The organism is Bradyrhizobium nivariense (genome assembly GCF_029846695.2).
GTDB lineage: Bacteria > Pseudomonadota > Alphaproteobacteria > Rhizobiales > Xanthobacteraceae > Bradyrhizobium.
Genome location: NZ_JARWCR020000002.1, coordinates 198,320 through 222,132 on the forward strand (window position 1 = coordinate 198,320; position 23,813 = coordinate 222,132).

General features: G+C 63.6%; 21 protein-coding genes. 15 read left to right on the forward strand and 6 right to left on the reverse strand.

The window, feature by feature from the left end:
* Window positions 1–70 precede the first annotated feature (70 nt).
* Together rfbG and rfbF are read right to left on the reverse strand one after the other, a co-directional pair.
* Complete coding sequence (gene rfbG / locus QCM77_RS02820) at window positions 71–1,156, reverse strand: CDP-glucose 4,6-dehydratase (protein ID WP_279681887.1); 1,086 nt, start codon at window positions 1,154–1,156, stop codon at window positions 71–73.
* The gene (gene rfbF / locus QCM77_RS02825; protein ID WP_279681889.1) at window positions 1,153–1,923 is read right to left on the reverse strand and encodes a glucose-1-phosphate cytidylyltransferase; all 771 of its coding nucleotides are present in this window, start codon (window positions 1,921–1,923) and stop codon (window positions 1,153–1,155) included. Before rfbF ends, rfbG begins: the two co-directional genes overlap by 4 nt.
* A 239-nt stretch (window positions 1,924–2,162) precedes the next feature.
* Between rfbF and QCM77_RS02830 the strand changes: the two genes are divergently transcribed.
* Window positions 2,163–3,101, forward strand: coding sequence for a glycosyltransferase family 2 protein (locus QCM77_RS02830; protein WP_279681891.1), 939 nt, complete (start codon window positions 2,163–2,165; stop codon window positions 3,099–3,101).
* Window positions 3,102–3,136: 35 nt separating this feature from the next.
* Here QCM77_RS02830 and QCM77_RS02835 read toward each other — a convergent pair whose 3' ends face one another.
* Genes QCM77_RS02835 through QCM77_RS02845 form a run of 3 tightly spaced genes read right to left on the reverse strand, consistent with a single transcriptional unit; the run spans window position 3,137 to window position 6,039 of the window.
* Window positions 3,137–4,333: a hypothetical protein gene (locus QCM77_RS02835; RefSeq protein ID WP_279681893.1), complete on the reverse strand. Its 1,197-nt coding sequence runs from the start codon at window positions 4,331–4,333 to the stop codon at window positions 3,137–3,139.
* A gap of 30 nt (window positions 4,334–4,363) precedes the next feature.
* The gene (locus tag QCM77_RS02840; RefSeq protein ID WP_279681894.1) at window positions 4,364–5,239 is read right to left on the reverse strand and encodes a hypothetical protein; all 876 of its coding nucleotides are present in this window, start codon (window positions 5,237–5,239) and stop codon (window positions 4,364–4,366) included.
* A gap of 59 nt (window positions 5,240–5,298) precedes the next feature.
* Window positions 5,299–6,039, reverse strand: coding sequence for a hypothetical protein (locus tag QCM77_RS02845; RefSeq protein WP_279681896.1), 741 nt, complete (start codon window positions 6,037–6,039; stop codon window positions 5,299–5,301).
* 287 nt (window positions 6,040–6,326) lie between these two features.
* Between QCM77_RS02845 and QCM77_RS02850 the strand changes: the two genes are divergently transcribed.
* The 6 genes from QCM77_RS02850 (at window position 6,327) to neuB (ending at window position 14,749) form a co-directional block, all read left to right on the forward strand.
* A complete protein-coding gene (locus tag QCM77_RS02850; protein WP_279681897.1) occupies window positions 6,327–8,825 on the forward strand; it encodes a hypothetical protein in 2,499 nt (832 codons plus the stop codon).
* A gap of 126 nt (window positions 8,826–8,951) precedes the next feature.
* A complete protein-coding gene (locus QCM77_RS02855; protein ID WP_279681899.1) occupies window positions 8,952–10,154 on the forward strand; it encodes an HAD-IIIA family hydrolase in 1,203 nt (400 codons plus the stop codon).
* Between the two features lie 133 nt (window positions 10,155–10,287).
* A complete protein-coding gene (locus QCM77_RS02860) occupies window positions 10,288–11,307 on the forward strand; it encodes an NAD-dependent 4,6-dehydratase LegB (protein WP_279681901.1) in 1,020 nt (339 codons plus the stop codon).
* A 19-nt stretch (window positions 11,308–11,326) separates the two neighbouring features.
* The gene (locus QCM77_RS02865; protein WP_279681902.1) at window positions 11,327–12,511 is read left to right on the forward strand and encodes a LegC family aminotransferase; all 1,185 of its coding nucleotides are present in this window, start codon (window positions 11,327–11,329) and stop codon (window positions 12,509–12,511) included.
* On the forward strand, window positions 12,504–13,682 hold the full coding sequence (gene neuC / locus QCM77_RS02870; RefSeq protein ID WP_279681903.1) for a UDP-N-acetylglucosamine 2-epimerase: 1,179 nt from the start codon (window positions 12,504–12,506) through the stop codon (window positions 13,680–13,682). The genes QCM77_RS02865 and neuC overlap by 8 nt, the downstream gene beginning before the upstream one ends.
* Window positions 13,679–14,749, forward strand: coding sequence for an N-acetylneuraminate synthase (gene neuB / locus QCM77_RS02875; RefSeq protein ID WP_279681904.1), 1,071 nt, complete (start codon window positions 13,679–13,681; stop codon window positions 14,747–14,749). Before neuC ends, neuB begins: the two co-directional genes overlap by 4 nt.
* Here the strand turns inward: neuB and QCM77_RS02880 are convergent.
* Entirely contained in the window at window positions 14,746–15,357 is a 612-nt protein-coding gene (locus QCM77_RS02880) for an acetyltransferase (RefSeq protein WP_279681905.1), read from the reverse strand. The genes neuB and QCM77_RS02880 overlap by 4 nt on opposite strands.
* Before the next feature lie 198 nt (window positions 15,358–15,555).
* Between QCM77_RS02880 and QCM77_RS02885 the strand changes: the two genes are divergently transcribed.
* Genes QCM77_RS02885 through QCM77_RS02920 form a run of 8 tightly spaced genes read left to right on the forward strand, consistent with a single transcriptional unit; the run spans window position 15,556 to window position 23,811 of the window.
* Entirely contained in the window at window positions 15,556–16,605 is a 1,050-nt protein-coding gene (locus QCM77_RS02885; RefSeq protein ID WP_279681907.1) for a nucleotidyltransferase family protein, read from the forward strand.
* Window positions 16,602–17,510: a Gfo/Idh/MocA family protein gene (locus QCM77_RS02890; RefSeq protein ID WP_279681908.1), complete on the forward strand. Its 909-nt coding sequence runs from the start codon at window positions 16,602–16,604 to the stop codon at window positions 17,508–17,510. The genes QCM77_RS02885 and QCM77_RS02890 overlap by 4 nt, the downstream gene beginning before the upstream one ends.
* Entirely contained in the window at window positions 17,507–18,208 is a 702-nt protein-coding gene (locus tag QCM77_RS02895) for an acylneuraminate cytidylyltransferase family protein (protein ID WP_279681909.1), read from the forward strand. The genes QCM77_RS02890 and QCM77_RS02895 overlap by 4 nt, the downstream gene beginning before the upstream one ends.
* A gap of 13 nt (window positions 18,209–18,221) precedes the next feature.
* Entirely contained in the window at window positions 18,222–19,043 is an 822-nt protein-coding gene (locus QCM77_RS02900) for an SDR family oxidoreductase (protein WP_279663037.1), read from the forward strand.
* A 10-nt stretch (window positions 19,044–19,053) separates the two neighbouring features.
* Window positions 19,054–20,577, forward strand: coding sequence for an MATE family efflux transporter (locus tag QCM77_RS02905; protein WP_279663036.1), 1,524 nt, complete (start codon window positions 19,054–19,056; stop codon window positions 20,575–20,577).
* Window positions 20,578–21,468 (forward strand): class I SAM-dependent methyltransferase, encoded by an 891-nt coding sequence (locus tag QCM77_RS02910; RefSeq protein WP_279681910.1) that lies wholly within the window; start codon window positions 20,578–20,580, stop codon window positions 21,466–21,468. It abuts the gene before it with no gap.
* Complete coding sequence (locus tag QCM77_RS02915; protein ID WP_279681912.1) at window positions 21,465–22,397, forward strand: phytanoyl-CoA dioxygenase family protein; 933 nt, start codon at window positions 21,465–21,467, stop codon at window positions 22,395–22,397. Before QCM77_RS02910 ends, QCM77_RS02915 begins: the two co-directional genes overlap by 4 nt.
* A 25-nt stretch (window positions 22,398–22,422) precedes the next feature.
* Window positions 22,423–23,811, forward strand: coding sequence for a surface carbohydrate biosynthesis protein (locus QCM77_RS02920; RefSeq protein WP_279681914.1), 1,389 nt, complete (start codon window positions 22,423–22,425; stop codon window positions 23,809–23,811).
* Window positions 23,812–23,813 lie beyond the last annotated feature (2 nt).

Sequence of the window (23,813 nt, forward strand, 5' to 3'; positions counted from 1 at the left end):
CCAGTTTGCGGCCCAAACGGGCCGAGAGAAAGAAAGCCTATTGTTTGAGCATGATCTTTTCGGAAAACCGCTACACACTTTTCCGGATCATGCTCTGATCCCGCTTGGTGTTCATGAAAGCATCGATCTGGTCAACCATCACCGGTCTGATCGCGGCGCCCTCCTCGAACGCCTTGTACCATTCCACCACGGCGGATGCCGCACGATCGAGGTCCCAGCGCGGCGCCCACCCCAGATGAGCCCGGGCCTTGGAGCTGTCCAGCGACAGCAGTCGCGCCTCATGCGGATGCTGTCCCGGCTGCGGCATCTGCTGCGGCGGAACACCCCAGAGCACAGCCAGGCGGTCGACCAGCCAGCGCACGGTGCGCACGCTGTCGGCATCGGGACCAAAATTCCATTCGCTGGAGAACGCAGCCGGGTCTCGCCATAGGTGCTCGGCGAGCAGAAGATAGCCCGACAGCGGCTCGAGCACATGTTGCCACGGCCGCACGGCCTCGGGATTCCTGACCGGCACCGGCTGGCGGCTGCGGATCGCCGCGATCACGTCGGGAATCAGGCGGTCCTGCGCCCAGTCGCCGCCGCCGATCACGTTGCCGGCCCGGGCGCTGGCAAATCCTATCCGGCTGGTTCCACTAAAGAATGACGACCGGTAGGCCTGCGTCACCAGTTCCGCGCAGGCCTTGCTGTTGGAATAGGGATCCTTGCCGCCGAGCGGATCGGTCTCGCGGTAGCCCCACACCCATTCCTTGTTGTCGTAGCATTTGTCGCTGGTGACGTTGACCAGCACGCGCACGCCCGAATTCCGCACCGCCTCGAACACGTGCACCGTGCCCATCACGTTGGTGGCGTAGGTGCCGACCGGATCCTCGTAGGACGCTCGCACGATCGCCTGCGCCGCCATGTGGAAGACGATCTCGGGCTGGAATCGGTCGAATGCCGCCTTGACGGCAGCGGGGTCGCGGATGTCGGCGAAGACCGATACGATATCCCGCTCGGTCTGCGCCAGATCGAACAGGTTCGGTGTGGTCGCAGGCGGCAGCGCGAGACCCGCGACCTCGGCGCCGAGATGGCGCAGCCACGCGACCAGCCAGCCACCCTTGAAACCGGTATGCCCGGTGACGAGAACGCGCTTGCCCGTCCAGAAACCGGCGTTCATGGCCAGCTCTTCCAGGGCGCCTGCCCACTGTCCCAGAGCTGTTCGAGGTGCAGCTTGTCCCGCAGCGTGTCCATCGCCTCCCAGAAGCCGGCGTGACGGTAGGCCGCAAGCTGCCCGTCCTGCGACAGGCGCCTGAGCGGCTCCTGTTCCCAGATGGTGGCGTCGTCGCCGAGATAGTCGAAGATCGCGGGCTCCAGCACGAAGAAGCCGCCATTGATCCAGCGGCCGTCTCCACGCGGCTTCTCCTCGAACTGCCGGACCACGTCGTCGCCGATGTCGAGCGCACCAAACCGCGCCGGCGGCTGGATCGCGGTAACCGTCGCATGACGCCCATGGGCCTGATGAAACGCCCGCAGCGCGCCGATATCGACGTCCGCGAGGCCGTCGCCATAGGTCATGCAGAACGTCTCGTTGCCGACATAGTCCCTGACGCGCCTGAGCCGTCCGCCGGTCATGGTGTTGAGACCGGTGTCGACCAGCGTCACCTTCCAGTGCTCGGCGAACTTGTTGTGCACTTCCATCGAATTGTTGGCGAGGTCGAACGTCACGTCCGCCATGTGCAGGAAGTAGTTCGCGAAGTATTCCTTGATGACATAGGATTTGTAGCCGCAGCAGATGATGAACTCGTCGATGCCATGCGACGAGAACATCTTCATGATGTGCCACAGGATCGGCTTGCCGCCGATCTCGATCATGGGTTTCGGCTTGACGTGGCTCTCTTCGGTGATGCGTGTCCCGAAGCCGCCCGCCAGAATCACGGCCTTCATGCTCATACCCATCCAGCAGAAAACGTCACATCAGAACGAATAGACCAATCTTGTCAACAATATCTGGCCCGTGCCGCCCCACTCTGGGAGCGGTTGAAGTTGTCGGCTTACCTGCTAAAGAAACGATTGAAAGATGGCAACCCCACCACCGGCGCGCCAACCCGCCTCGGGCGGCCGCCATCCGCCGGATTCCAAGCCGCGCGGGACAGATCTCTTTCGATGGGACGCCTGGAGGAGTGATGCCGAAGAAGATCAGCCTTGTGACCCCCTGCTACAACGAGGAGGCGGGCATCCGTGAGTGCTACGCCGTGGTCAAGGACATCTTCGATCGGGAGCTTCCAGGCTACGAGCGCGAGCACATCTTCTGCGACAACGCCTCGACCGACCGGACGGTCGAGATCCTGAAGGAAATCGCGGCCCAGGACCCCTCGGTCAAGGTCATCGTGAACGCCCGGAATTTCGGCGTGCTCAGGAACACTTACAACGGGGTGCTGGCCTCCACCGGCGACGCCACGGTGCTGTTCCTGCCGGCCGATTTGCAGGACCCGCCGGCGCTGATCCCGACCTTCGTGAAGCATTGGGAGGACGGCTACGAGATCGTGTTCGGTATCCGGGCGCGGCGCGAGGAGCCGTTCCTGAGCCGCACGGCGCGGCACTTGTACTACAAGATGATCAGCCGGATGTCCTATGTCGACTATCCTGCCGACGTCGGCGACTACCAGCTGGTCGACCGCAAGGTGCTCGACGCCATGAAGCAGTTCGAGGACGTCCAGCCCTTCATGCGGATGATGCCGTTCGAATGCGGCTTCCGCTCGATCGGCGTGCCCTACACCTGGCTCGCACGAAAGCACGGCATATCACGCAACCGGCTGTCGAGCCTGATTGACCAGGGGCTGCTCGGCGCGATCAGCTTTTCCACCGTGCCGCTGCGCTCGGCATTCTTCTTCGGGCTGATCATCTCATCGCTGAGCTTCGCCTACGCGTTCATCGTGTTCCTGCTCAAGATCGCGGGCTTCGACATCGGCCCGCGCGGCATCCCCACGATCGTCATCGGCCTGTTCTTCTTCGGCGGCGTGCAGCTCTTCTTCCTCGGCGTGCTCGGCGAGTACATCGTCGCGATCTTCAACCAGGTCCGGCGGCGGCCGATCGTCGTCGAGCGCGAACGCGTCAATTTTTGACCGAGTCCTTAGGGGCAGAGTGGCCGAAAGGCGTGCTACGCGGAGGTCTCGTCCCGGCAAGCGTCATCCGCTTCCAGTGCCTTTCCGAGTGCTTCGCTGGCGACGAAAGCGAGCGCACCCAGCGAAGGTATGATCAGTCGCGTCTCGGAAAAATCGGCAATCAGAAAGACGATTCCCACGTGGACCAGGGCAGCCGGAACGACGACGGCGATCGTCCGGGTCAGCGCAAACGTCCGCACGACCGCGATTGCAAGCACGGGGCTGGCGATCGCAACCGCAAGCTTCATGGTCAAGAGGTTACCGACGAGCTTGCTGAAGTAGTCGCCATGAGTGATCAGGAATGATTTGAAATCCGTACCGGGATGCATCCAGATGAGCATCTTCGGCACCGCCATCGAAATGCCGACGAGCAGGCCGAACAAGGCCCATTCCTTCGGCGTTGGCCATCGTCGCTCAAAAGCCGCGAGGCTCAGAAGGACGAACGCCGAGGCGAACACGACATCGGTCCGCCCGAAACTGATGATCAGCCCTGAGATGATCGCCGCGGGATATCGACGCGACACCAGCAGAAAGAGCTGCCAGAACAATCCGCCCGCGATAAAGACGGGGCCCATGCGTCCCGGGTAAATCGCGATCTGCGTGTAGAACGCAAAGGTTAGCAGACATAGCCACGTCGCGGTCGGCGAAAGCAGCAATGTCGCCAGCGCGAACACCGCAAGAAACGACAGGGAATCGAACACGTAGTTGACGACGATATGGGTATGGAACGTCGAGCCTCCTCGGGTGTGGTCGTCGCCGAGGATCTGGACGTAAGCCTCGGTGATCCTGGCAATCAACGGCCGGATGACGCCTTCGACGGCATCGACATGGGCAAACTCGCGCTCGTGATCGAGGCTGAATTGCAGCCGCTCGCGCAGCAGATTGGCTTCGTGCGCGGTGATGGACAGCGCGAGACAACAACTGACGAGCAACCCCAGCACGACCGGATTGAAGAACTTCCTTCTGACCTTGAAGAGCAGCACCAGCGGAGCGAGCGATGCGCCCACGAAGAAGGTTATTCCGGCATACCGCAGCGCTCCCGGCAGAAACCTGTCGGATATGTCTGCCCACCACCAGGCGATGACCAAAACGTTCGAGATTCCCCAGAACCCCAGCACGAGGCCGAGGGAAGGGGTCTTCATGCGATCGTTGAAATTCAGCAATCGGCCAAGACCGCCGGACGATGACAGCATTGACCCACGCTCCGACAATTGATTGTCCATCTAGTGCTGCAAAATGCCGGCGAGGTTCATGTGCGCGGGGCGCGAGTGCTCGATGCCCAGCAGCGTCCGCCGGTTGTCGTTCGTGCGCTGCAAATGCAGGCTCGCGAGCGTGACCCCGGTGCAGGTGGTGACCGTCGTCCCCCGACCGCCGAACGGCTTGAGGAAATCGAAAACGCCGCTGCCGAACATGTCGACAACCGACATCTCGCGCGCACCGAGCGGCGGAATCTCACCGAAGTCGCCCTCGATGTGCTCGCCGTCCTCGCGGATCAGCTTCGACGTCGGCCGCGCCGCATGAGCATATTCGGGATCGGACGAGTGATTGATCAGCATCAGGCTGCTGACGATGTCGCTGGTCGCAATGATCTTCGGATTGATCCCGGTGAAGCCGACATGCGCCTTGAGCCTGCCCTCGTTCAAGGGCCGGGCAAACGCGCCGGTGCGGTAGATCGCGACATTGTCCTGATCGACATAGGTCATCGAATAGCTGGCAGGCGAGGAACGGAAGCCGTCCATGCGTCCGCGCGACATCACGGCGATGACCACATAGTCGTCCTGCGGCAGCTTGAGTGTCGCGAAGAGACGCGACAGCTCGACCTCGACGGTGGCGCCCGGAGCATAGTTTTCCGGGAACTCGTAGGTCGCCCGGTAGTCCCCCTGGCGCGACAGGATGTGCAGCTTGAACCTGAGCCTCTTGCTGAAGCCCGAGGCGACCAGGCTGGCAAGCTCGGGCACGAGATCCTTGACCGTCTCGCGAAAGTTCTTGCGCAGGCTGCCGGCGATGAGGCTGCGCAGATACCTGATGTCTACCGGACGATACCAGGCGGGAATCGAGAAACCCATGCGCGACTCGACACCCGCAAAAGTCGGAAACATGAATCTGGGCTCGTAAGGCTTCCAAGGACTGGACGAGAAACGTGTCACGGACGCGGCCCCTAAAAATGGTGCAAGCTGAACTTGCCGTTGGCAAATTCATAGTAGCTGAACGGACTGGCGATGTTCGTGCCCTTGAACTCCAGGGCAAAACCCTCGCTCGCGCCGACCAGTCGTTCGGCCTCGGGGAAGAGATCCAGCGTGCTGATGCGGACCGCGCCCATCGGCGCGATTTCCGGAAGCGCGCGCTCGCCCAATGCGGTGCCGTTCAGAGCCATGAGTCTGGCCGTCCCCACCGAAGCGCCTTCGGACGCCATGCAGGAGTTCACGAGCACCGCGCCAGACTCCTTCAGGAAGCGCGTGAGATAGGACTGCATCCAGGCGGAAGTCGGGAACGGCGCTGCCGCGACCGGCTCGCGCTCGTGCGACAATGTTACCGCGCCATGCTGCGAGAAATATTGTGCGTAATAGCCGGTGGTCACCTTCCGCCCGGGGCGGAGCTTGGTCTCGTGTTTCGGTACTAGTGACATCGCCACCGTTCCCGACACGTGCGGGCACAGCTCCGACGTCTGCAATTGCAATTGTCCGTTGACGCCGAGTTCCTTGTGGAAATATCCAACCGGCTTTCCCGCCCCGTCGAAGAACCAGACATGGGCATCCACCTCCGGATTATCCTTCAGGAAAACCGAGAAGTAGTTGAACGCACAGACTTCCGTCGTGACGGTCTCGTCGTTACGCAGGTAGAGCACCGCAGGCGGATAGCCCCTTGCGACGACCTCGCTAATCTGCAATTCACCGGGCATGCGGCGAAACTCGGCGGGAGGGCAACAATCATGCCGGATTGGCCGGCGGATAGTGGAAATTGCGCCCGGATGTTCTCGCCCGCATGCTAAAAACCCCGCACAATTCGACGGATGTTTACGCTCAGCCGCACGCGGAAGCAACTGTGAATAGAGCTGTGCCGGGCCTTCGGAAACCCTGCACAACGCACCATCCGAAATGACCGGAAGTCATTCGTCGCGTCGAGGCCGGCCTGTCCTATACAGCTGCCTGGCTGAGCCGGAAGAGCTTTAGAGATGTTGCAATGTGGATGAGTACATTTCTTCTGACGTTCGTGTTCTTCCTGATTCAGCTCGGCACAGGTCTCTCTATCTTGGCGATCGCACCGATGGAACTGATCAAGACGAGCCGGCTGACAAAGGTCCAGTTCGTCGTGCTGGGATATGCAATCGGCGCCTCCGCCGTGGGCATTCTCCTCGGAATCTGCTCGGTTGCGGTTGGTGACATCCGGCTTCATCTGGCGATCGCGATTGTGCTGTCCGCCTTCGGACTGGCGTGGACCTGGCCGGTCTGGCGCCCGCGCAGCGACGACGCCGGACAGATCGTGCTGTGGGGCCTGTTGTCACTGCCGATCGCGCTCATGACGTGGTGGTGGACGTTCGGTGCGTTTTCCGACTTCCCTTACTCGGACATCGGCGCCGACGTTCACTGGATGAAGACGGCGCAGGAATACGCCGACAGTGGCGTCATCAACCCTTACGCGTCGCAATCCTACGTCGACCTTCGCTCGGCGCTGGCAGGCGCGTTGTCTGGAACGTTAGGCCTCGATCTCCTGCATTTCGGTTGGACCTACCGCTACTTCTCGCTTCTGTTTTTCCTTCTGGCCTTCTACGCCTTCGCAGAAGGCCTCTACGCGGAACCGTGGCGGAAATGGATCGCGTTTTTCTTCGCCGCAGCAGGCAACGGCGTCGGGCTGCTGACGAATGGGAGCCTGGCGCTTGCCGGAAGCGTGGCTTTTCTGGGTGTCCTTCTCGGCAATGCCGGGCAGGATGTGAAGGAGGATATCCGGGCGAGCTCGGTCGCGTTGCTGATCCTGAGCGTGGCGACCTCGCTTCTCGTTGCCTTCGTGCTCAACAGCAACGCGCTGGTGCTTGCGCTCCTGGCGGGCGGGCTGTTCGTGCTCAGGGTCCGGGGCAAGGCCAATCGGCGCGCAAGCATCGTTTTCGTCGGCTGCATATGGCCCGCGACGCTGCTGCTGGCGCACCGTGGATCCTATCTGTTCATCCCCGCCGTGCTTGCCGCCTGGTTGAGCTACCTGCTCATCCTGCGCGAGACATCACGCCGGCCGGCGCAGACCCTCAGGATTCTACGCGCCCTGTCCATCGCGCTGCCGTTGGTCATAGGAGGAATCCTCGGCGGTATCGTGGCGATGCGCCTCGGCTATCTACAGGCGGCAAACGCCAACATCGTGTTCTCCCACATCACCGGGCTGGTGCTTGGGAAAAAAATTGAAAGTGGCGAAGAGCTGTTCCTCGGCGCCGGCCCGCAAGTCGCGGTGATCGAACTCGGACGGGCCGTGGGCCCGTTATTCGCCGTCTGCCTCGCGCTGGCAATGGCCTGGTGGTGGATCGATCGCTCCACCGCTACTTTCGACACTGCTTCCAACCCTGCTCAAACCCCACGCGTGTCGAAATTGCTGTGGTCGTGGACGATCGGCTGTACGCTCATCGTCGCAGTGCTGTCAGGCTTTCCGTTCCTGTATCGCACCACCATGATCGTCTTGGTCCTGCTCACTGTCACGGCGACCGAAGCGTTCTGCCAGTTGCTCATTGACCCCTCCCCCGCTTCCTTCCGCCGGAGAGGTTCGGCGGCAATCACGGTTGCTCTGCTCGTTGCCGGCCTCGTGCTGTCGGTCTATACTTTCACCTGGCGGCCCGACCTGCCCTTTGCGCGGTACCAGGACTTCCTTCGGCCCACCGAGATCGCGGGAGCGGTTCTCCTTGTGGCACTCGTGCCGATGACGCTCATCCGGTCGAAATGGATTCACGTCTGCGCGCTCGCGGCGATCGTCGGATTGGGCATCGCTCTCGACCGCGCCGGACTGGCTGGCATGTTCAAGAGTTACAGCTACGGAGCCCTTCCGAACGGCGCCGCCGCCATCACGCACTATAATGCCAGCGACCTCGACGCCGCGCTCTGGGTGCACAGCAACCTAAAGAAGGGCATCTTGCTGTCCGATCCCTACACGCTCGGCATAATCCAGTCCCTGACAGGTGCTCCGGCTGCCTATGTGTTCTCGAATCTGGATACCTTGAACGAGGGCACCGCCCGACAGGCGCGCGTTGTCATTTCCGCAATCGTCGAGCCGAATGGCGGACCGCAGCGGATTGCCGAAGCCTGCGCCTCCGTCCGGTCACTCTTGCAAGAGATCAATCAGGAGACGTATTTCCAGATGCGGAGGGCCGACGTCCTGGGTGGGATTCTACGGCCTGTCCGCACCACCAAAGTGCCGGAGACGACGACGCCATCGGCGACGGCTCCGCAAGACAGGGAGGCAACGGAAGAATCGAATAAATACACGATCCAGGGTCTGCTCCATACCGGCACTGATACCTGGCAGCTCGTCGCCGTGATCAATCCTCGTACGATCGAATGGATTCATCTCGATGCCGGTGAGCGGCTCAGCTACTTTCCGCCAACAGAGCCGCTCGATTCCGCCCTCGTCCAGTCGCTCCGCGCAGGGCGGCCATTCCAGGTGCTGTTCGCCAACAAGCAGACTGCTGTCGTTCGCATTCCATGCGAGCGCTGACCTCTTCGGCATTATCCGTCACGCTGAAAGCGCATCTGGCGCCGGGATCGGTGTCGCGGTATGGACATTGGGAATGATACTTGCTTTTCACCGGCAGCTTGACCGATGTCGCAAAACAACCCCTCCATGTTGAGACAGGCCGTCATCCTCGTCGGCGGCCTCGGCACCCGGCTCGGCGACCGCACCAGACTGGTGCCGAAGCCGATGCTCGATATCGGCGGACGCCCGTTTCTCGACACGCTGATCGACGAGCTCGTACGCTATGGCGTGTTTGATGAAATTCTCCTGCTTGCGGGCCACAAGGCGGAGATCGTCGAGACGCACTACGCTGCGGCTGCCAGGGGGCAGGCGCGAATCGTCGTGTCGCGCGAGACCGAGCCGCTCGGCACCGGCGGCGCGCTCGTGCACGCGCGCGATCTGCTGCACGACCGGTTCCTGCTGCTCAACGGCGACTCGCTGTTCGACTTTAACCTGCTCGATTTGATCGCGCGCGCGCAGGGTGGGCGCGTTCATATGGCACTGCGCGACGGCGTCGTCGGCGATCGCTATGGGCGCGTTGTGCTCGACGGTGACGTGGTGCGTGACTTCATCGCTCCGGGTGCCGGCGCCACGGGGCCGGTCAACGCCGGCATCTACGTCGTGGACAGGTCCGTTCTCGCCGACATCACGACGCTTCCCGCCTCGCTCGAGCAGGACGTGTTCCCCGGCCTCGTCAAGTCCGGTGCGCTGCGCGGCACGGCCTATCGCGGCTACTTCATCGACATCGGCATTCCCGATGATTTCGCGCGCGCCGATCGCGAATTGAGGGAGAAACTGCGCCGGCCGGCCGTGTTCTTCGACCGCGACGGCGTGCTCAACCACGATTCGGGATACACTTTCGAGGCGCACAAGCTCGAATGGATCGAGGGCGCACGCGAGGCCGTGAAGGCCGTCAACGACGCCGGCTACTTCGCCTTCGTCATCACCAATCAATCCGGCGTCGCGCGCGGCTACTACGAAGAGCATCATGTCGTCGCCCTGCACCGCTGGATGGCAGACCAAATGGCGCTGGTCGGCGCACATATCGACGCGTTCGAATATTGCCCCGATCACCCCGACGGCACCGTCGCGCACTATTGCCGCACGAGCGACCGGCGCAAGCCGGCGCCCGGCATGATTACCGATCTTGCGCAGCGTTTCGCAGTCGACATGACGCGCAGCATGGTGATCGGAGACAAGGAAAGCGACATGGAGGCGGCGCTGGGCGCAGGCCTTGCGGGCCATCTGTTCGAGGGCGGAAATCTGGAAGCATTCGTGAAGCAACGCCTGGCCCCAGCCCCGAAGGCCTAGGCGCAGATCCCAAAAGCGCAGCATCCCTGGGGATTTGGCGGATATCGAACGGTGCTCTGTTGCACGCGAGCGCCAGTGTGCTATAGCGCCATCTTGTTGCGAACACTGGCTTAATCGCCCTTTGGGGTCCGGCATGGCAGATCTGAGGGACGCCCGCGTCCTCGTTACGGGCAGCGACGGCTTCATCGGTTCGCATGTCGTCGAGGAACTGGTGAAAGCCGGTGCCCGCGTCAAGGCGATCGTCTATTACAACTCCTTCAACTCCTGGGGCTGGCTCGACACGGTGCCGGCCGACATCATGACGTCGGTGGAGGTCGTGGCCGGCGACATCCGCGATCCGCACTTCATGATTGCGGCCGCGAGCGGCTGCACCGACGTGCTGCATCTGGCGGCGCTGATCGCGATCCCGTTCTCCTATGTCGCGCCCGACTCCTATGTCGAAACCAACGTGCGCGGCACCGTGAACGTGCTCCAGGCCGCGCGCATGGCCGGCGTGCGCCGCTTCGTGCAGACCTCGACCAGCGAGGTCTACGGCACGGCGCAGACCGTTCCGATCAAGGAGAGCCATCCGCTGGTCGGACAGTCCCCCTACTCCGCCTCGAAGATCGCCTCCGACCAGATGGCGCTGTCGTTCCAGGCCTCGTTCGACATGCCCGTCGTGGTGATCCGCCCATTCAACACCTTCGGCCCGCGACAGTCGGCGCGCGCGGTGATCCCGACGATCATCAGCCAGATCGCGACCGGCAAGCGGAACATCCGCCTCGGTGCCGTCAGCCCGACGCGCGATTTCTCGTTCGTCACCGACACTGCGCGCGGCCTGATCGCGGGCCTTACGGCGCCTGCGGAGCAGGTCGTCGGCCAGACCATCAATCTCGGCAGCGGTTTTGAGATTTCGGTCGGCGCGACCGCGCAGATGATCGCCGATGTCATGGGGACAACCATCGAAATCGAGACCGACGAGGCGCGCCTGCGTCCCGCCAACAGCGAGGTCGAACGGCTCTGGGCCGACAATTCCAAGGCACGCCGGCAGCTCGGCTGGAGCCCTGAATTCGGCGGTGTCGACGGCATGCGCCGCGGGATGATCAAGACGGTCGACTGGTTCACCAATCCTGCAAACCTCAGCCGCTACAAGGCTGACGTCTACAACGTCTGAGGCGATAGTGGACAGTCCAGTGACCAGGTCAGACTTCGAACCAAAGACGATCGTCGATGCCGTACAGCGCGCCGTCGGAACGCCCAACGGAATCCTCGGCCTGCACGAGCCGGTGTTTGCCGGCAACGAGATCGCCTATCTCGAAGAATGCATCAAGAGCACCTTCGTCTCCTCGGTCGGGCCGTTCGTCGATCGGTTCGAGCGCATGCTGGAGGAGGTCACCGGCGCCAGGCGCGCAGTGGCCGTCGTCAACGGCACGGCCGCACTGCATGCCTGCTTCCGCCTCGCCGGCGTCGAGCCCGGCGACGAGGTCATTTCGCCGGCGCTGACTTTCATCGCGACGACCAATGCGATCGCCTATTGCGGCGCAACGCCGCATTTCGTCGATAGCTCGCTCGTCACGCTCGGCATGGATGCGCGCGCGCTCGCCACGCGGCTCGACGAGATCGCCGAGCGAACCGCCAAGGGGGCGGTCAATCGCGAGACTGGACGCCGCATCGCCGCGATCACGCCGATGCACACGTTCGGGCATCCGGTCGAGCTCGACGAGATTGCCGCGACCGCCCGCGACTGGGGCATTGCGCTGGTGGAGGACGCCGCAGAATCGCTAGGCTCGACCTACAAGGGGCACGCGGTCGGATCGCAGACGCGGCTCGCGGCGCTGAGCTTCAACGGCAACAAGATCGTCACCACCGGCGGCGGCGGCGCCATCCTCACCAATGACGAGGAACTGGGACGCCGCGCCAAGCATCTCACCACCACCGCGAAGCTACCGCACAAATGGGCGTTCGTGCATGACGAGATCGGCTTCAACTATCGCCTGCCCAACCTGAACGCGGCGCTCGGTTGCGCCCAGCTCGAGCAGCTCGAGGGCTTTCTTGCGAGCAAGCGCAAGTTAGCTGCAGCCTATCAGCGCGCCTTCGCGGATATTCCCGGGATCCGATTCTCGCGCGAGCCGAAGGACACGACGAGCAACTACTGGCTGAATGCAATCCTGCTTGACGAAGCCCATTCCGGTCGGCGCGACGACCTGCTCGCCGCGCTCAACGACGCCGGCTTCGGCGCGCGGCCGGCCTGGACCTTGATGCACAAGCTGCCGATGTTCGCGCAAAATCCGCGCGGCGACCTCTCAGCCGCCGAGTCCATCGAACGCCGGTTGATCAACCTGCCCAGCAGCGCCAGCATCAGGGTCCGCGATGAGTAGCGTTGCGCGAAAAATCTGCTTCGTCACCGGCAGCCGCGCTGATTTCGGGCTGCTGGTCTGGCCGATGCGAGCAATCCGCGAGACGCCCGGGTTGACACTTCAGCTCGTCGCCACCGGCATGCATCTCGCACCGGAGTTCGGCTACACCTTCAACGCCATCCGCGACGAGGGGTTCGAGGTCGACGAGCGTGTCGAGACGCTGCTCAGCAGCGACACCGGGGCCGGCGTCGCGAAATCCGTCGGGCTCGGTGTAATCGGCTTTGCCGATGCTTTCACGCGGCTGGGACCGGATCTCGTGGTCGTCCTCGGCGACCGCTTCGAGATGTTCGCGGCCGCGCAGGCGGCGATGTTCATGCGGCTGCCGATGGCGCATCTGTTCGGCGGCGACGTTACCGAGGGCGCAGTCGACGAGTCCATTCGTCACGCCATCAGCAAGATGTCGCATCTGCATTTCACCAGCAATCGGGGCTCGACGCAGCGGCTGATTCAGCTCGGCGAGCATCCGTCGCGCATTCACACCATCGGCTCGGTCGGCATCGACGCCATCAAGCATCTCGTCCTGATGGACCGCGACGGCATCGGCCGCGCGGTCGGGATGCCGCTCGGCGAGCGCAATGCGCTGATCACGTTCCACCCCGTCACGGTCGAGGCCGGGCGCTCGGTGGCCGAACTGGACGAGTTGTTCGCGGCACTGTCGACGCTCGATCCCGCCTTTCGTTTCGTGTTCACCCTCGCCAACGCCGATGCCGAGGGCCGCGCATTGAACGCCCGGATCGAGGCTTTTGCGGCTGGCCGGCCGAACACGATCGCGGTCGCCTCGCTCGGGCAGCTTCGCTATCTCAGCCTGATGAGCCAGGTGGACCTGGTGATCGGCAATTCCTCGAGCGGCGTGCTCGAAGCGCCCTCCTTCGGAGTTCCCACGATCGATATCGGCGATCGTCAGAAGGGACGTGAAGGTGCGGCCTCGGTATTTCACGCAGCGCCCAAGCGCGATTCGATAGAAGCCGCCATCTCGGCGGGGCTCCAGCGCGGCCCTCAAGCCACCGTCAACCCTTACGGCGACGGCGAATCCAGCCGGCGATTTGCCGACATCGTCGCCGGCATCCCCGATTTCAGGCAGCTTCTGGCGAAGGGCTTTTACGAACTTCCGGCAAGTGGAGCGCGGCCATGACGACGCACACGCTGATCATCGCGGAAGCCGGCGTCAATCATGACGGCAGCCTGGAAAAGGCGCTGGCGCTGGTCGACGCGGCCGCCGACGCCGGCGCCGACATCGTCAAGTTCCAGACCTTCAATGCGAAGGCATTGGCGGGCGATGCGGCGAAGAAGGCCGAGTATCAGCAGCGCACGACGAACGCCGCGGAGAGCCAGCTTGCCATGCTGGAACGGCTGGAGCTGCCGCAAGCCGCGCACCACACGCTGATCGCGCGCGCCAAGGAGCGCGGCATCGAGTTCCTGTCGACACCGTTCGACGACGCTTCGCTCGCTTTCCTGCTGTCGCTGAAACTGCCGCGCATCAAGATCGGATCTGGCGATCTCACCAATGCGCCGCTGCTGCATGCGGCGGCGGAGGCCGGCGCGACGCTGATCCTGTCGACCGGCATGGCGACGCTCGGCGAGATCGAGGAAGCGCTCGGCGTACTGGCTCATGGCTACGGCCAGCGCAATGATCCGCCCGGCATTGCCTCCTTCCGAGCGGCCTGGCGCGATCCGGCGGCACGAACAGCGCTCGCGCGGCACGTCAGCCTGCTCCATTGCACGACCGAATATCCCTGCCCCATCGCGGATGTGAACCTCGCCGCATTGGCGACAATGCGCTCCGCGTTCCTGCTCCCGGTCGGCTATTCCGATCACACCGACGGCTTCGAGGTTTCAGTGGCCGCGGTCGCGCTCGGTGCCACAACAATCGAAAAGCACCTGACGCTCGACCGCAATGCCACGGGCCCCGACCACGCGGCCTCGCTGGAACCGGACGACTTCCAGCAAATGGTTGCGGCCATCCGCAACGTGGAGCGTGCACTCGGCGACGGCGTGAAGGCGCCGAAGGAGTCCGAGATCAGGAACGTTCCGGTCGCGCGCAAGAGCATCGTGGCGGCGCGTGCGCTGAAGGCCGGCGAGACCATCGGCCCGGCCGATATCACCGCCAAGCGGCCCGGCGCGGGCCGGCCGCCGATCGACTACTGGTCGCTGATCGGGACGGCGGCGCCGCGCGCGCTCGAGCCGGACGATCCGGTCTAACCTTTCGGCTTTGCCGGAATGCCGCGAAGGACAGACCCCGGCGGGCATCGGGCCGTGACCACCGATCCCATCGCAACCAGCGTGTCGTCGCCGATCGCGATGTGGTCCCTGACCCGGCTGCCGAGACCGAGGAAGCAGTTCGCGCCGATCTCTGCACCGCCGCCGACCACCGTTCCCGGCGACAGATGCGTGCAGTCGCCGATCCGCACGTCATGCTCGACGACAACGGCGGAATTGATGATGCAGTGATTGCCGATCCGGCTTCGCGCATTGACGATCGCGCCCGGCATGATGACGGTGCCTGCACCGATCCCGGCTGAGGGCGAGACGATCGCGCGCGGATGAATCACGGACGCCCAGCGCTTGACCTGCATGCGACCGATCATCTGCCGGCGCGCGGGCCCCGCCTGCATCGTTCCGATCCCCATCACGAACGCCGCATCCGGATACTTCGGCGCAGCGTCGTCGGTTCCAAGATAGCTGATGCCGCCCAGTGCTGCGGGCTGGCGATCGAGGAAGCCGACAACCTTGAACTGGCCGGACAACAGCGCCGCCTCGTAGACCATGAAGGCATGCTCGCCGCCGCCTATGATGATGAGATCGTCCATGCCGATTCCCCTGCGCGGGACAATCTTAGCGGCCGGAGGGCGGGTCTTCAAACCGTTGATTTGGACCGCGAAAAGCTGAGGTTAACGGGGCTGCCCGAGGAAACGCGGTTGGGGTTGACGCCGCGTCTCGCAGCCGCGATATAGCAGACCTAAGCCGTGGGCGGCCCCCGACATCCGGCGTATACGAGGCAGATTGCCATGAAATCCTGGCGTAAGGCCGTCGTTGGAACGCAGGCGACCGTGGGCGAGGCCATTGCCGCCATCGAGAGCGGAAGCATTCAGATTGCGCTCGTGCTCGACGACCAGAATCGCCTACTCGGCGTGGTCACCGACGGTGACGTGAGGCGCGGCCTGCTGCGCGGCATCCCGCTCGCCGGACTTGCGACCGACATCATGAGCCGTGCGCCGGTGTCGGCTCCTGCGACGCTGCCGCGCGAGGATCGCCTGCAGCTGATGCGACAGAAGTCGATCAAGCAGCTTCCGCTCGTCGACGAGGGCGGCCATCTGGTCTTGGTCGAGACGCTCGATGAATTGCTCGAACCGAGCCATTATCCCAATCCGGTCCTGATCATGGCGGGCGGCCTTGGCGAACGCCTGGGCGCGCTGACGCGCGAGGTGCCGAAGCCGATGCTCAATGTCGGCGGCCGGCCGTTGCTCGAGACGATCGTCCGCAACGTCGTGCAGCAGGGTTTTGGCAACATCTTCATCTCGGTCAACTACAAGGCCGAGACAATCAAAGACTACTTTGCCGACGGCACCGCCTTCGGCGCCAGTATCCAGTACGTGCACGAAACGGAACGCCTGGGGACCGCAGGCGCGCTCGGGCTCTTCCCGACGCCGCCGGCTCTGCCGATGATCGTCACCAACGGCGACATTCTCACGACGATAAACTACCGGGCTCTTCTCGACTTCCACAACGGAACACCGGCGGAAGCGACGATGGCCGTGCGCGAGCACAAGGTGCACGTACCTTATGGCGTGGTTTCCACGTCGGAGGGCTTTCTCGATGCCATCCGCGAGAAGCCGACCGAGAGCTGGTTCGTCAGTGCCGGCATCTATGTGATCGGCAGCTCCGTCTTTAGCCATGTCGCGCCCGGCGTCAGGATCGATATGCCGACCGTGCTGGAGCGCGTGATCGCCGGCAAGGGACGCGTCGCGGTCTATCCGATCCGCGAATACTGGCTCGACATCGGCCGCCTGGAGGATTTCGAGCAAGCGCATGCGGAGTTTCACGAGGTCTTCCCGTGACATCGACTAGCGCCGTCGTGGTTGGCCTCGGCTCGATCGGCACAAGGCATGCACGCGTCCTGCGCGAGCTTGGCCTTCGGGTCGCGACCGTCAGCCGCCGCGAAGGCGGCGACTACGGGTCGATCGCGCAGGCCGTCGCCGGCGCGCATCCGGACTATACAGTGATCGCCACCGAGACGGCGCGCCATGCGGACGATCTGCAAGAGCTCGCGCAGGCCGGCTTCCATGGCAAAGTCCTTGTCGAAAAACCGCTATTCGCAACACCGGCACCGCCGCCGAAATATCCGTTTTCCCATGTCAGCGTTGGATACAATCTGCGCTTTCACCCCGTGATGACGGCGCTGGCCGAAAGATTACGTGGGCGCGAAGTGATCACGGTCGCCGCCTATGTCGGCCAGGACATCAGGGACTGGCGCCCCGGCCGCGATCATCGAGCGACTGCATCCGCCACGGCTGACGCCGGGGGCGGCGTGCTGCGGGATCTCAGCCACGAACTGGATTATCTCTTGTGGCTGTTCGGACCGTGGCATCGCGTCGCAGCGCTCGGCGGCGCGTCCGGCGCGCGCGATATCGACGTCGACGACCACCTCGACCTGCTGCTCGATATGCAGCGGGCGCCATCGGTCCACGTCCACATGGACTATCTCGACCGTCAGGGAATCCGCCGCATTCGCGTCAACGTCGACGACGACACCATCGAGGCCGATCTCGTCGGCAACCGTCTTGCGGTCAACGGCAAGGCGACGGAGATCCCCAGCGAGCGCGACCAAACCTATCGCGACATGCATGTCGCGGCGATGCGTGGCGCGAGCCCGGCCTGCTCTCTGCCCGAGGCGCTCGGCGTCGTACATCTGATCGATGCCAGCGAGCGCGCTCTGCGCACCAAGACCTGGATATCGCCATGAGTCTCTTCTGCACGATCTGCGCGCGAGGTGGCTCGAAAGGGGTTGTCGGCAAGAATGCGCGCGATCTCCTGGGCAAGCCTGTGCTCGCGTGGAGCATCGAGCAGGCGCGCGAGACCGGCCTGTTCGACGCGATCGCCTTCAGCAGTGATTCTGACGCTCTGCTCGACGCGGCGCTGAAGGCCGGCGCCGACATCGCCGTGAAGCGTCCGGACGAGATGGCGACCGATACCGCACCGAAGCTGCCGGCGATCCGCCATTGTCTCGAGCAGGCCATCGCGCAAACAGGCAAGACGCCCGAGATCTTCGTCGATCTCGACGTCACCTCACCGCTCAGGCTTGCCTCCGACATCGCCGGTGCGGTGGCACTGCTGCGCGAGAGCGGCACCCGCAATGTCATCACCGGCGCGCCGGCGCGCCGCTCGCCCTATTTCAACCTGGTCGAGCAGCGCACCGATGGCAGCGTTGGCCTCTCCAAATCCGCCAATCCTCCAATCACGCGCCGGCAGGATGCGCCGCGTTGCTTCGACATGAACGCGTCGATCTATGTCTGGCGCGTCGCGCCGTTCCTGGCGCAGCCTGCGGTATTCTATCCAGACACGCGCCTGTTCGAGATGCCGGAAGAACGCTCGATCGACATCGATTCCGATCTCGACTTTGCGTTGGTGGAGCTGTTGCTGCGCCAGCGACTGCCGGCCTGAGGGGGCTTAAACAATGACCACGAGCTTCAAGGCTCTGTTCGATCTCACCGGCCGCACGGCCGTCGTCACCGGCGGCTGCGGCATCCTCGGCCGTCGCTTCGCCGAAGGCCTCGCCGAGTTCGGCGCCAATGTCGCGATTGTCGATCTCGACCAGGCCGCGACCGATGCGGCGGCAGCCGACGTCACGTCACGCCATGCCGTCCGCGCCAGGGGTTATGGCTGCGACATCACCGAGCCCAGCTCCGTCCGCAACACGGCCGATGCGATCGAAGCCGACCTCGGACCGGTCTCGATCCTGCTCAACAACGCCGCGAGCAAGACCCGCGACGTCGACGCCTTCTTCGCGCCGGTCGAGCAGTTTTCATTGGCGACCTGGCGGGAGATCATGGCGGTCAATCTCGACGGCATGTTCAACGTCGCCCAGGCCTTCGGCGGTCGAATGGCTGAGCGCGGCTACGGCGCCATCGTGCAGACCGCCTCGATCTACGGCCTGATGGCGCCCGACCAGCGTATCTACGAAGGCTCCGAATATCTCGGCCGCGCCATCAACACGCCTGCGGTCTACACGGCTTCCAAAGCCGGCGTCATCGGACTGACCAAGCACCTCTCGACCTATTGGGCGGCGAAAGGCGTTCGCGTCAATACTCTCACCCCGGGAGGGGTGGAGAGCGGGCAGAACGAGACCTTCAAGGCGCGCTATGCTGCCCGCATTCCGCTCGGCCGCATGGCCCGCGCGGACGAGATGGTGGGGACGATGCTGTTCCTGGTGTCGGATGCCGCGTCCTACGTGACTGGTCAGAACATCGCCGTCGACGGCGGCCTGAGCGCCTGGTAGCAAAACTTCGATGATCAAGCGCCTGATCCAGAATACGGTGATTTCGGCGTTTGCCTTCGGCGTGGCCGCCTTGCTGGGCCTGGCAGTCATTCCACTGATCATCCGAACCTGGGGGGTGACCGAGTTCGGCCTCATCGTGATCTCGCGGCTGCTGCTGCCCGGCAGCATGATGGCGGTGCTGGATCTCGGCCTGTCCGAGGTCGCCACCCAAATCGTCGCGCGCGCGCGAGAGCACCGCAATTGGACGCAGGCGAGCCGCCAGATCGCTTTTTTGGGAGTGGTCTCCATCGCGCTCACCTTGATCCTGAGCGCCGCCATTTGGCTCGCGACCCCGCTGCTCGTCATCGTGATGAGGATTGACGCCGCACATCTGGAGACGTTCACCCGGATCATGCACTACACGGCACTCGCGAATCTGATCTTCGTTCCGGCGCTGGTGTGGGAAGGTATTGTCAAAGGCTTCGAGCGCTACAACCTGCTCCGCTTCGCGGAGGTCACGTCAACGGCTGCCTATGTCGGCCTGACATTCGCGGCCTCGTGGGCGGCGACAGGCTTTGAAGTGGTGGCTTACATCTATCTCGCCACGCTGGTGGCCCGCGCCGTCGTCATCGGAATTGCCGCGTTCGCCGCCCTGCGGCACAAGCATGTGCGACTGCTGCCGTGGACCCCGGACATCCGGCAGGATATTCTGCATCGCTGCCTGCTGCTCCTGCAAGGCAAACTGTTGGGCGGCATCTCCGGGCCGCTTCAGCCGTTCCTGATCGGATTGCTGTTCGGGCCCAAAGCCGTCGGCATCTACGACGCGCTGGTGCGATTGTCGCGGGTCTCCAAAGTCGTTGTCAGCCTTCTGACATCCGCCTTGCTTCCCGTTGCCAGCCGTCTCGATGAGCGCGGCAGCGCAACGTCGTTCCAGCGCCTGGGCGACCTCGGCCTCGTCATGATGCCCATGTTCGTAGTGCCGCCGCTTGCCGCGACCGCGATCCTCTCGCCCGAGATCATGAACATCTGGATCGGTCCTCTTCTTGCCCCCTATGCGTTCTGGATGGGCCTGAGCTTCCTGGTACCGATCTGCGCCCAATACGTAGCGATCGGCAGCCTGATCTTCCTGACGCGGCCCGAGGTGCAAGCCCGGCTCAACCGGCTGATGGCCGTCCAGCTTCTGATCTGGGCGGTAGTCTCCGCCGCGACCTTGCATCTGTTCGCGGAACGCGCCCTGATTCTTGGCCAGGTCATCGGCAGCATCGCTATCCTGCCCTGGCAGATTGGGGAGTTGCGCAGTGCACTCGAACTCGACCGCAATCGCTTCGCGAAGGTGGTCGGAACCCAGTTCGCAATTCTTGTCCTGGCGAGCATTTCTCTAGCAATAATTGCAGGTTACATTCAGTTCGACAGCGTGCTAAAGCTCGCGCTCGGTTCCATGGTTTTCTGTCTGATCACCTGGGCGCTCCAATACTTCCTGGTCCTCGAAAAGCGGCACCGGACTGTATTTCCCGCGGTCGGACAACTGATGGGACTGACATCCAAAAGCAGTTGAATGAACATCCACGCGACAGACACGAAAGCCGTCATCACAAGTTTCGCTCCGGCGTCGTTGTCGGACAAGACGGCGACCTATGCGCTCGATGCGGCCAGGAGCATCGGCCGTCTCGCAATGCGCCGTATCAAGCGCACTGCCGACGTCGTTGATTCCGAGTACAATCTGACGCACTGGCAGCGAACCCTGTCGGAAAAGGCCTGGACAACGGCTGCAAGCATCGACGAATTCCTGGTCCCGAACAATCGCGCGCGGGATCTTCGCAAGGTCGACAATCGGATCTGCAGGGTCGCGGCCGATGACTATTACCGCTATCGCGCCAGAGCTCTCGGCGAACTGCTCGCGCGGCACACCGGCGGCGCCACGGAGATCGTCGAGCTCGGCGCGGGCTGCGGCGTCAATCTGCTGTCGCTTCACCTCAACCATCCCGACTGGAAGCTGCGCGGCTTCGACATCGCACCGAACGGCATCGCCGCGGGCCGCGAGATCGCGGCGCATTATGGCCTGTCAGACCGGATATCGCTCGACAGGATTGATCTGACCGACGGCAACGACGCAAACTATTCCGCCGTCAGGGATCAGGTCGTCTTCACCTATTTCTGCATCGAGCAGATTCCTTACGACGTGCGCAAGGTGGTGGACAATATCATCGCGGCGAGGCCCAAGCGCATCATCAACATCGAGCCGACGACGGAGCTGCTGAATCTGTCGAGTCCGCGCGATATCGTCAGCTTCCTCTACATCCGCTCAGTTGACTACCAGACGAAGCTGTTCTCGACGCTCGACGATTACGAGCGGCAGGGCCGCGTCCGCATTTTGGCACGTGAACGGATGCCGTTCGCGCCGACGATCCACAATGATGGCTTTTTGTATTGCTGGGAGCCCACATGACAACCATCAACACGACGGCTGATCGGCCTGCGCCGAAGAAGGCGAAGATCAGCCAGTTCCGCCGCCTGTTGTGGCACGTCAACCGCACCGATCTCGGATGGGTGCTCAAGGCGGCCCTGACCAGTCTGCAATTGCCGGCACGCGCCAAGCGTGTCGCGCTCCTGAAGCAGCTTCCGACCAAGCCCGAATGGGCCGAGGCGAGCCGCAAGCTCGACGAGGACGGTTACGTCGACGTGTCCGCGCTGGTCGATCGCAGCCTGGCGGAAGCCGTCGCGTCGTTCGCCGACGGCAAGGTGAACCGCCTCAACGAGCTCGTCGGCCAGCAGAAGGAACGGCACAAATCGTTCTGGGTCAGCCTGCTGGACGAGGACCTCGTCAACGGTGCCTTTGCGACCGACCATCCCTTCGTGCGCAACGCCCTGCAGCCGGCTGCGCTGCGCATCATCGGCGATTTCATGCACGACCTGCCGCAATTGTCGGACGTGGTGCTGACGTTGTCGCAACCGAGTCCGAACCAGGCGTTGAGCTTCTCCCAGTTGTGGCATCTCGATCACGACGACAAGCGCGTCTGCAAGCTCTTCATCTACCTGACCGATGTGAGGGACACCGCCGACGGCCCGTTCACTTTCATTCCGGCCGGACCGTCGAAGTCATTCCGCAACACGCTCAAGAGCCACATGAGCGACGCGCGGGTGTTCGCCAAGACCGGTCCCGACGCGGTCAAGGAAATGATCGCGCCGCGCCTGTCGTGCTTCATCGTCAACACGGCCCGCTGCCTGCACATGGGAAGCCGGATCCAGTCGGATCGCAGCCGCCTGCTGTACACGGCAACCTACATTCAGCAGCCGCGCATCTATCCCGAACCGCCGGCGCGCTTCCGCGCGGCGGGCGCCCTGACGGACCTCGAGCGCAGCGTGATGCGGCTCTGACACGGACCTGCCGGGAGCTCACATCTTGCGCATAGGCCTGGTGGTCGATCACCCCAAGCGTGACCTGCCGGGCGCAGTCATGCTCGGTTATCAACTCGCGCGGCGCGGCGTTTCCGTCGTGCTGGTACCGATGTACGAGCAGGCGGTCGATGTGCCACGGCTCGGGCTCGACGCGCTGGTGGTCAACTACGCACGTCCGGTCAATTTCGACCTGATGCGCAGCTTCGCCAAGGCCGGCCTAGCACTGTACGTGCTCGATACCGAAGGCGGCGTGCTCGCGGAAAAGGGCGGCAACTCGCCGCCGGCGATGGCCGCGCACATCAAGGACAGCGGCTACGCCGACATCCTGGCGGGCTATTTCTTCTGGGGCAGCCGGCTGCACGACGCCTTCCTGACGGCCGGAACCATGCCGCCTGAGCAGCTTCACCTCACCGGTTGCCCGCGCTTCGATTTTGCGGCGCCACGCTGGCGCGCGCTGCTCGACGGCGAGCCGCACGGCTATCTGCTCGTCAACGCCAACTTTCCGCTGGTCAATTCGCGCTTCACCGGCAAGCCGGGCGGGGAGCGCGAGGCGATGGTGCGGGCCGGTTGGGACGGCGCTTATGTCGATCGCTTCATTGCGGACCTGAAGCAGGTCTTCACGAACTATCTCGCCGAGATCGAGCGGCTCGCCGCAGCGCGGCCGGACCGGCACATTCTCGTCCGTCCGCATCCCTTCGAGAGCGACGACGTCTATCGCAATGCGCTCTCGCGCCATGCCAACGTCGTGATCGACGGCACCGGCAGCGTGCTCGACCGCATCCGCAATGCGGCCGCGGTCGTCCATCTCAACTGCGGGACGGCCGTCGAATCGGTATTGCTCGGAAAGCTGCCGCTCCAGCTCGAATATTTGAACACACCGACCACGGCGGGCCATGCCGGCCTGCCCGCGCGCGTGAGCCGGCAGGTGACCTCGTTCGACGAGCTGCTTGGTGCGATCGACCACGTCGAGCGCGAGACCGGGACCTTCGACTTCGCCGGCGTTCACGCCGCAGACATCGAGGCTTTCTTCCATCGCAACGATGGACAGGCCGCTGAACGAGTAGCCGACGTCCTGACCCGCGCGACCGGCTCCCGCCGGCCTTACGTGTCGCTGCTTGCGACCGTGAAGGGCACGCGCGCCAATCCGAGCCTCGGTCAGATCGTCAAGGGCACCGCGAGCGCCGCGCTCGGCTCGGCCGTCACCGAGCGGTTGCGCAGCCGGTTCAATCCAGCCCGGCGCGACAAGCGGATCGAGCCGGCCTTCGTCAAAACCCTGCTTCAGCGGATCGCAGCTCATGATCGCACGAGCCCGTCGCAATTCGCGGCGCGACGCGCGCATTGCGCGACGACGGGCTTGCCGCTCGCGAGCATTGCGATCGAACAGGTCCAATAGAG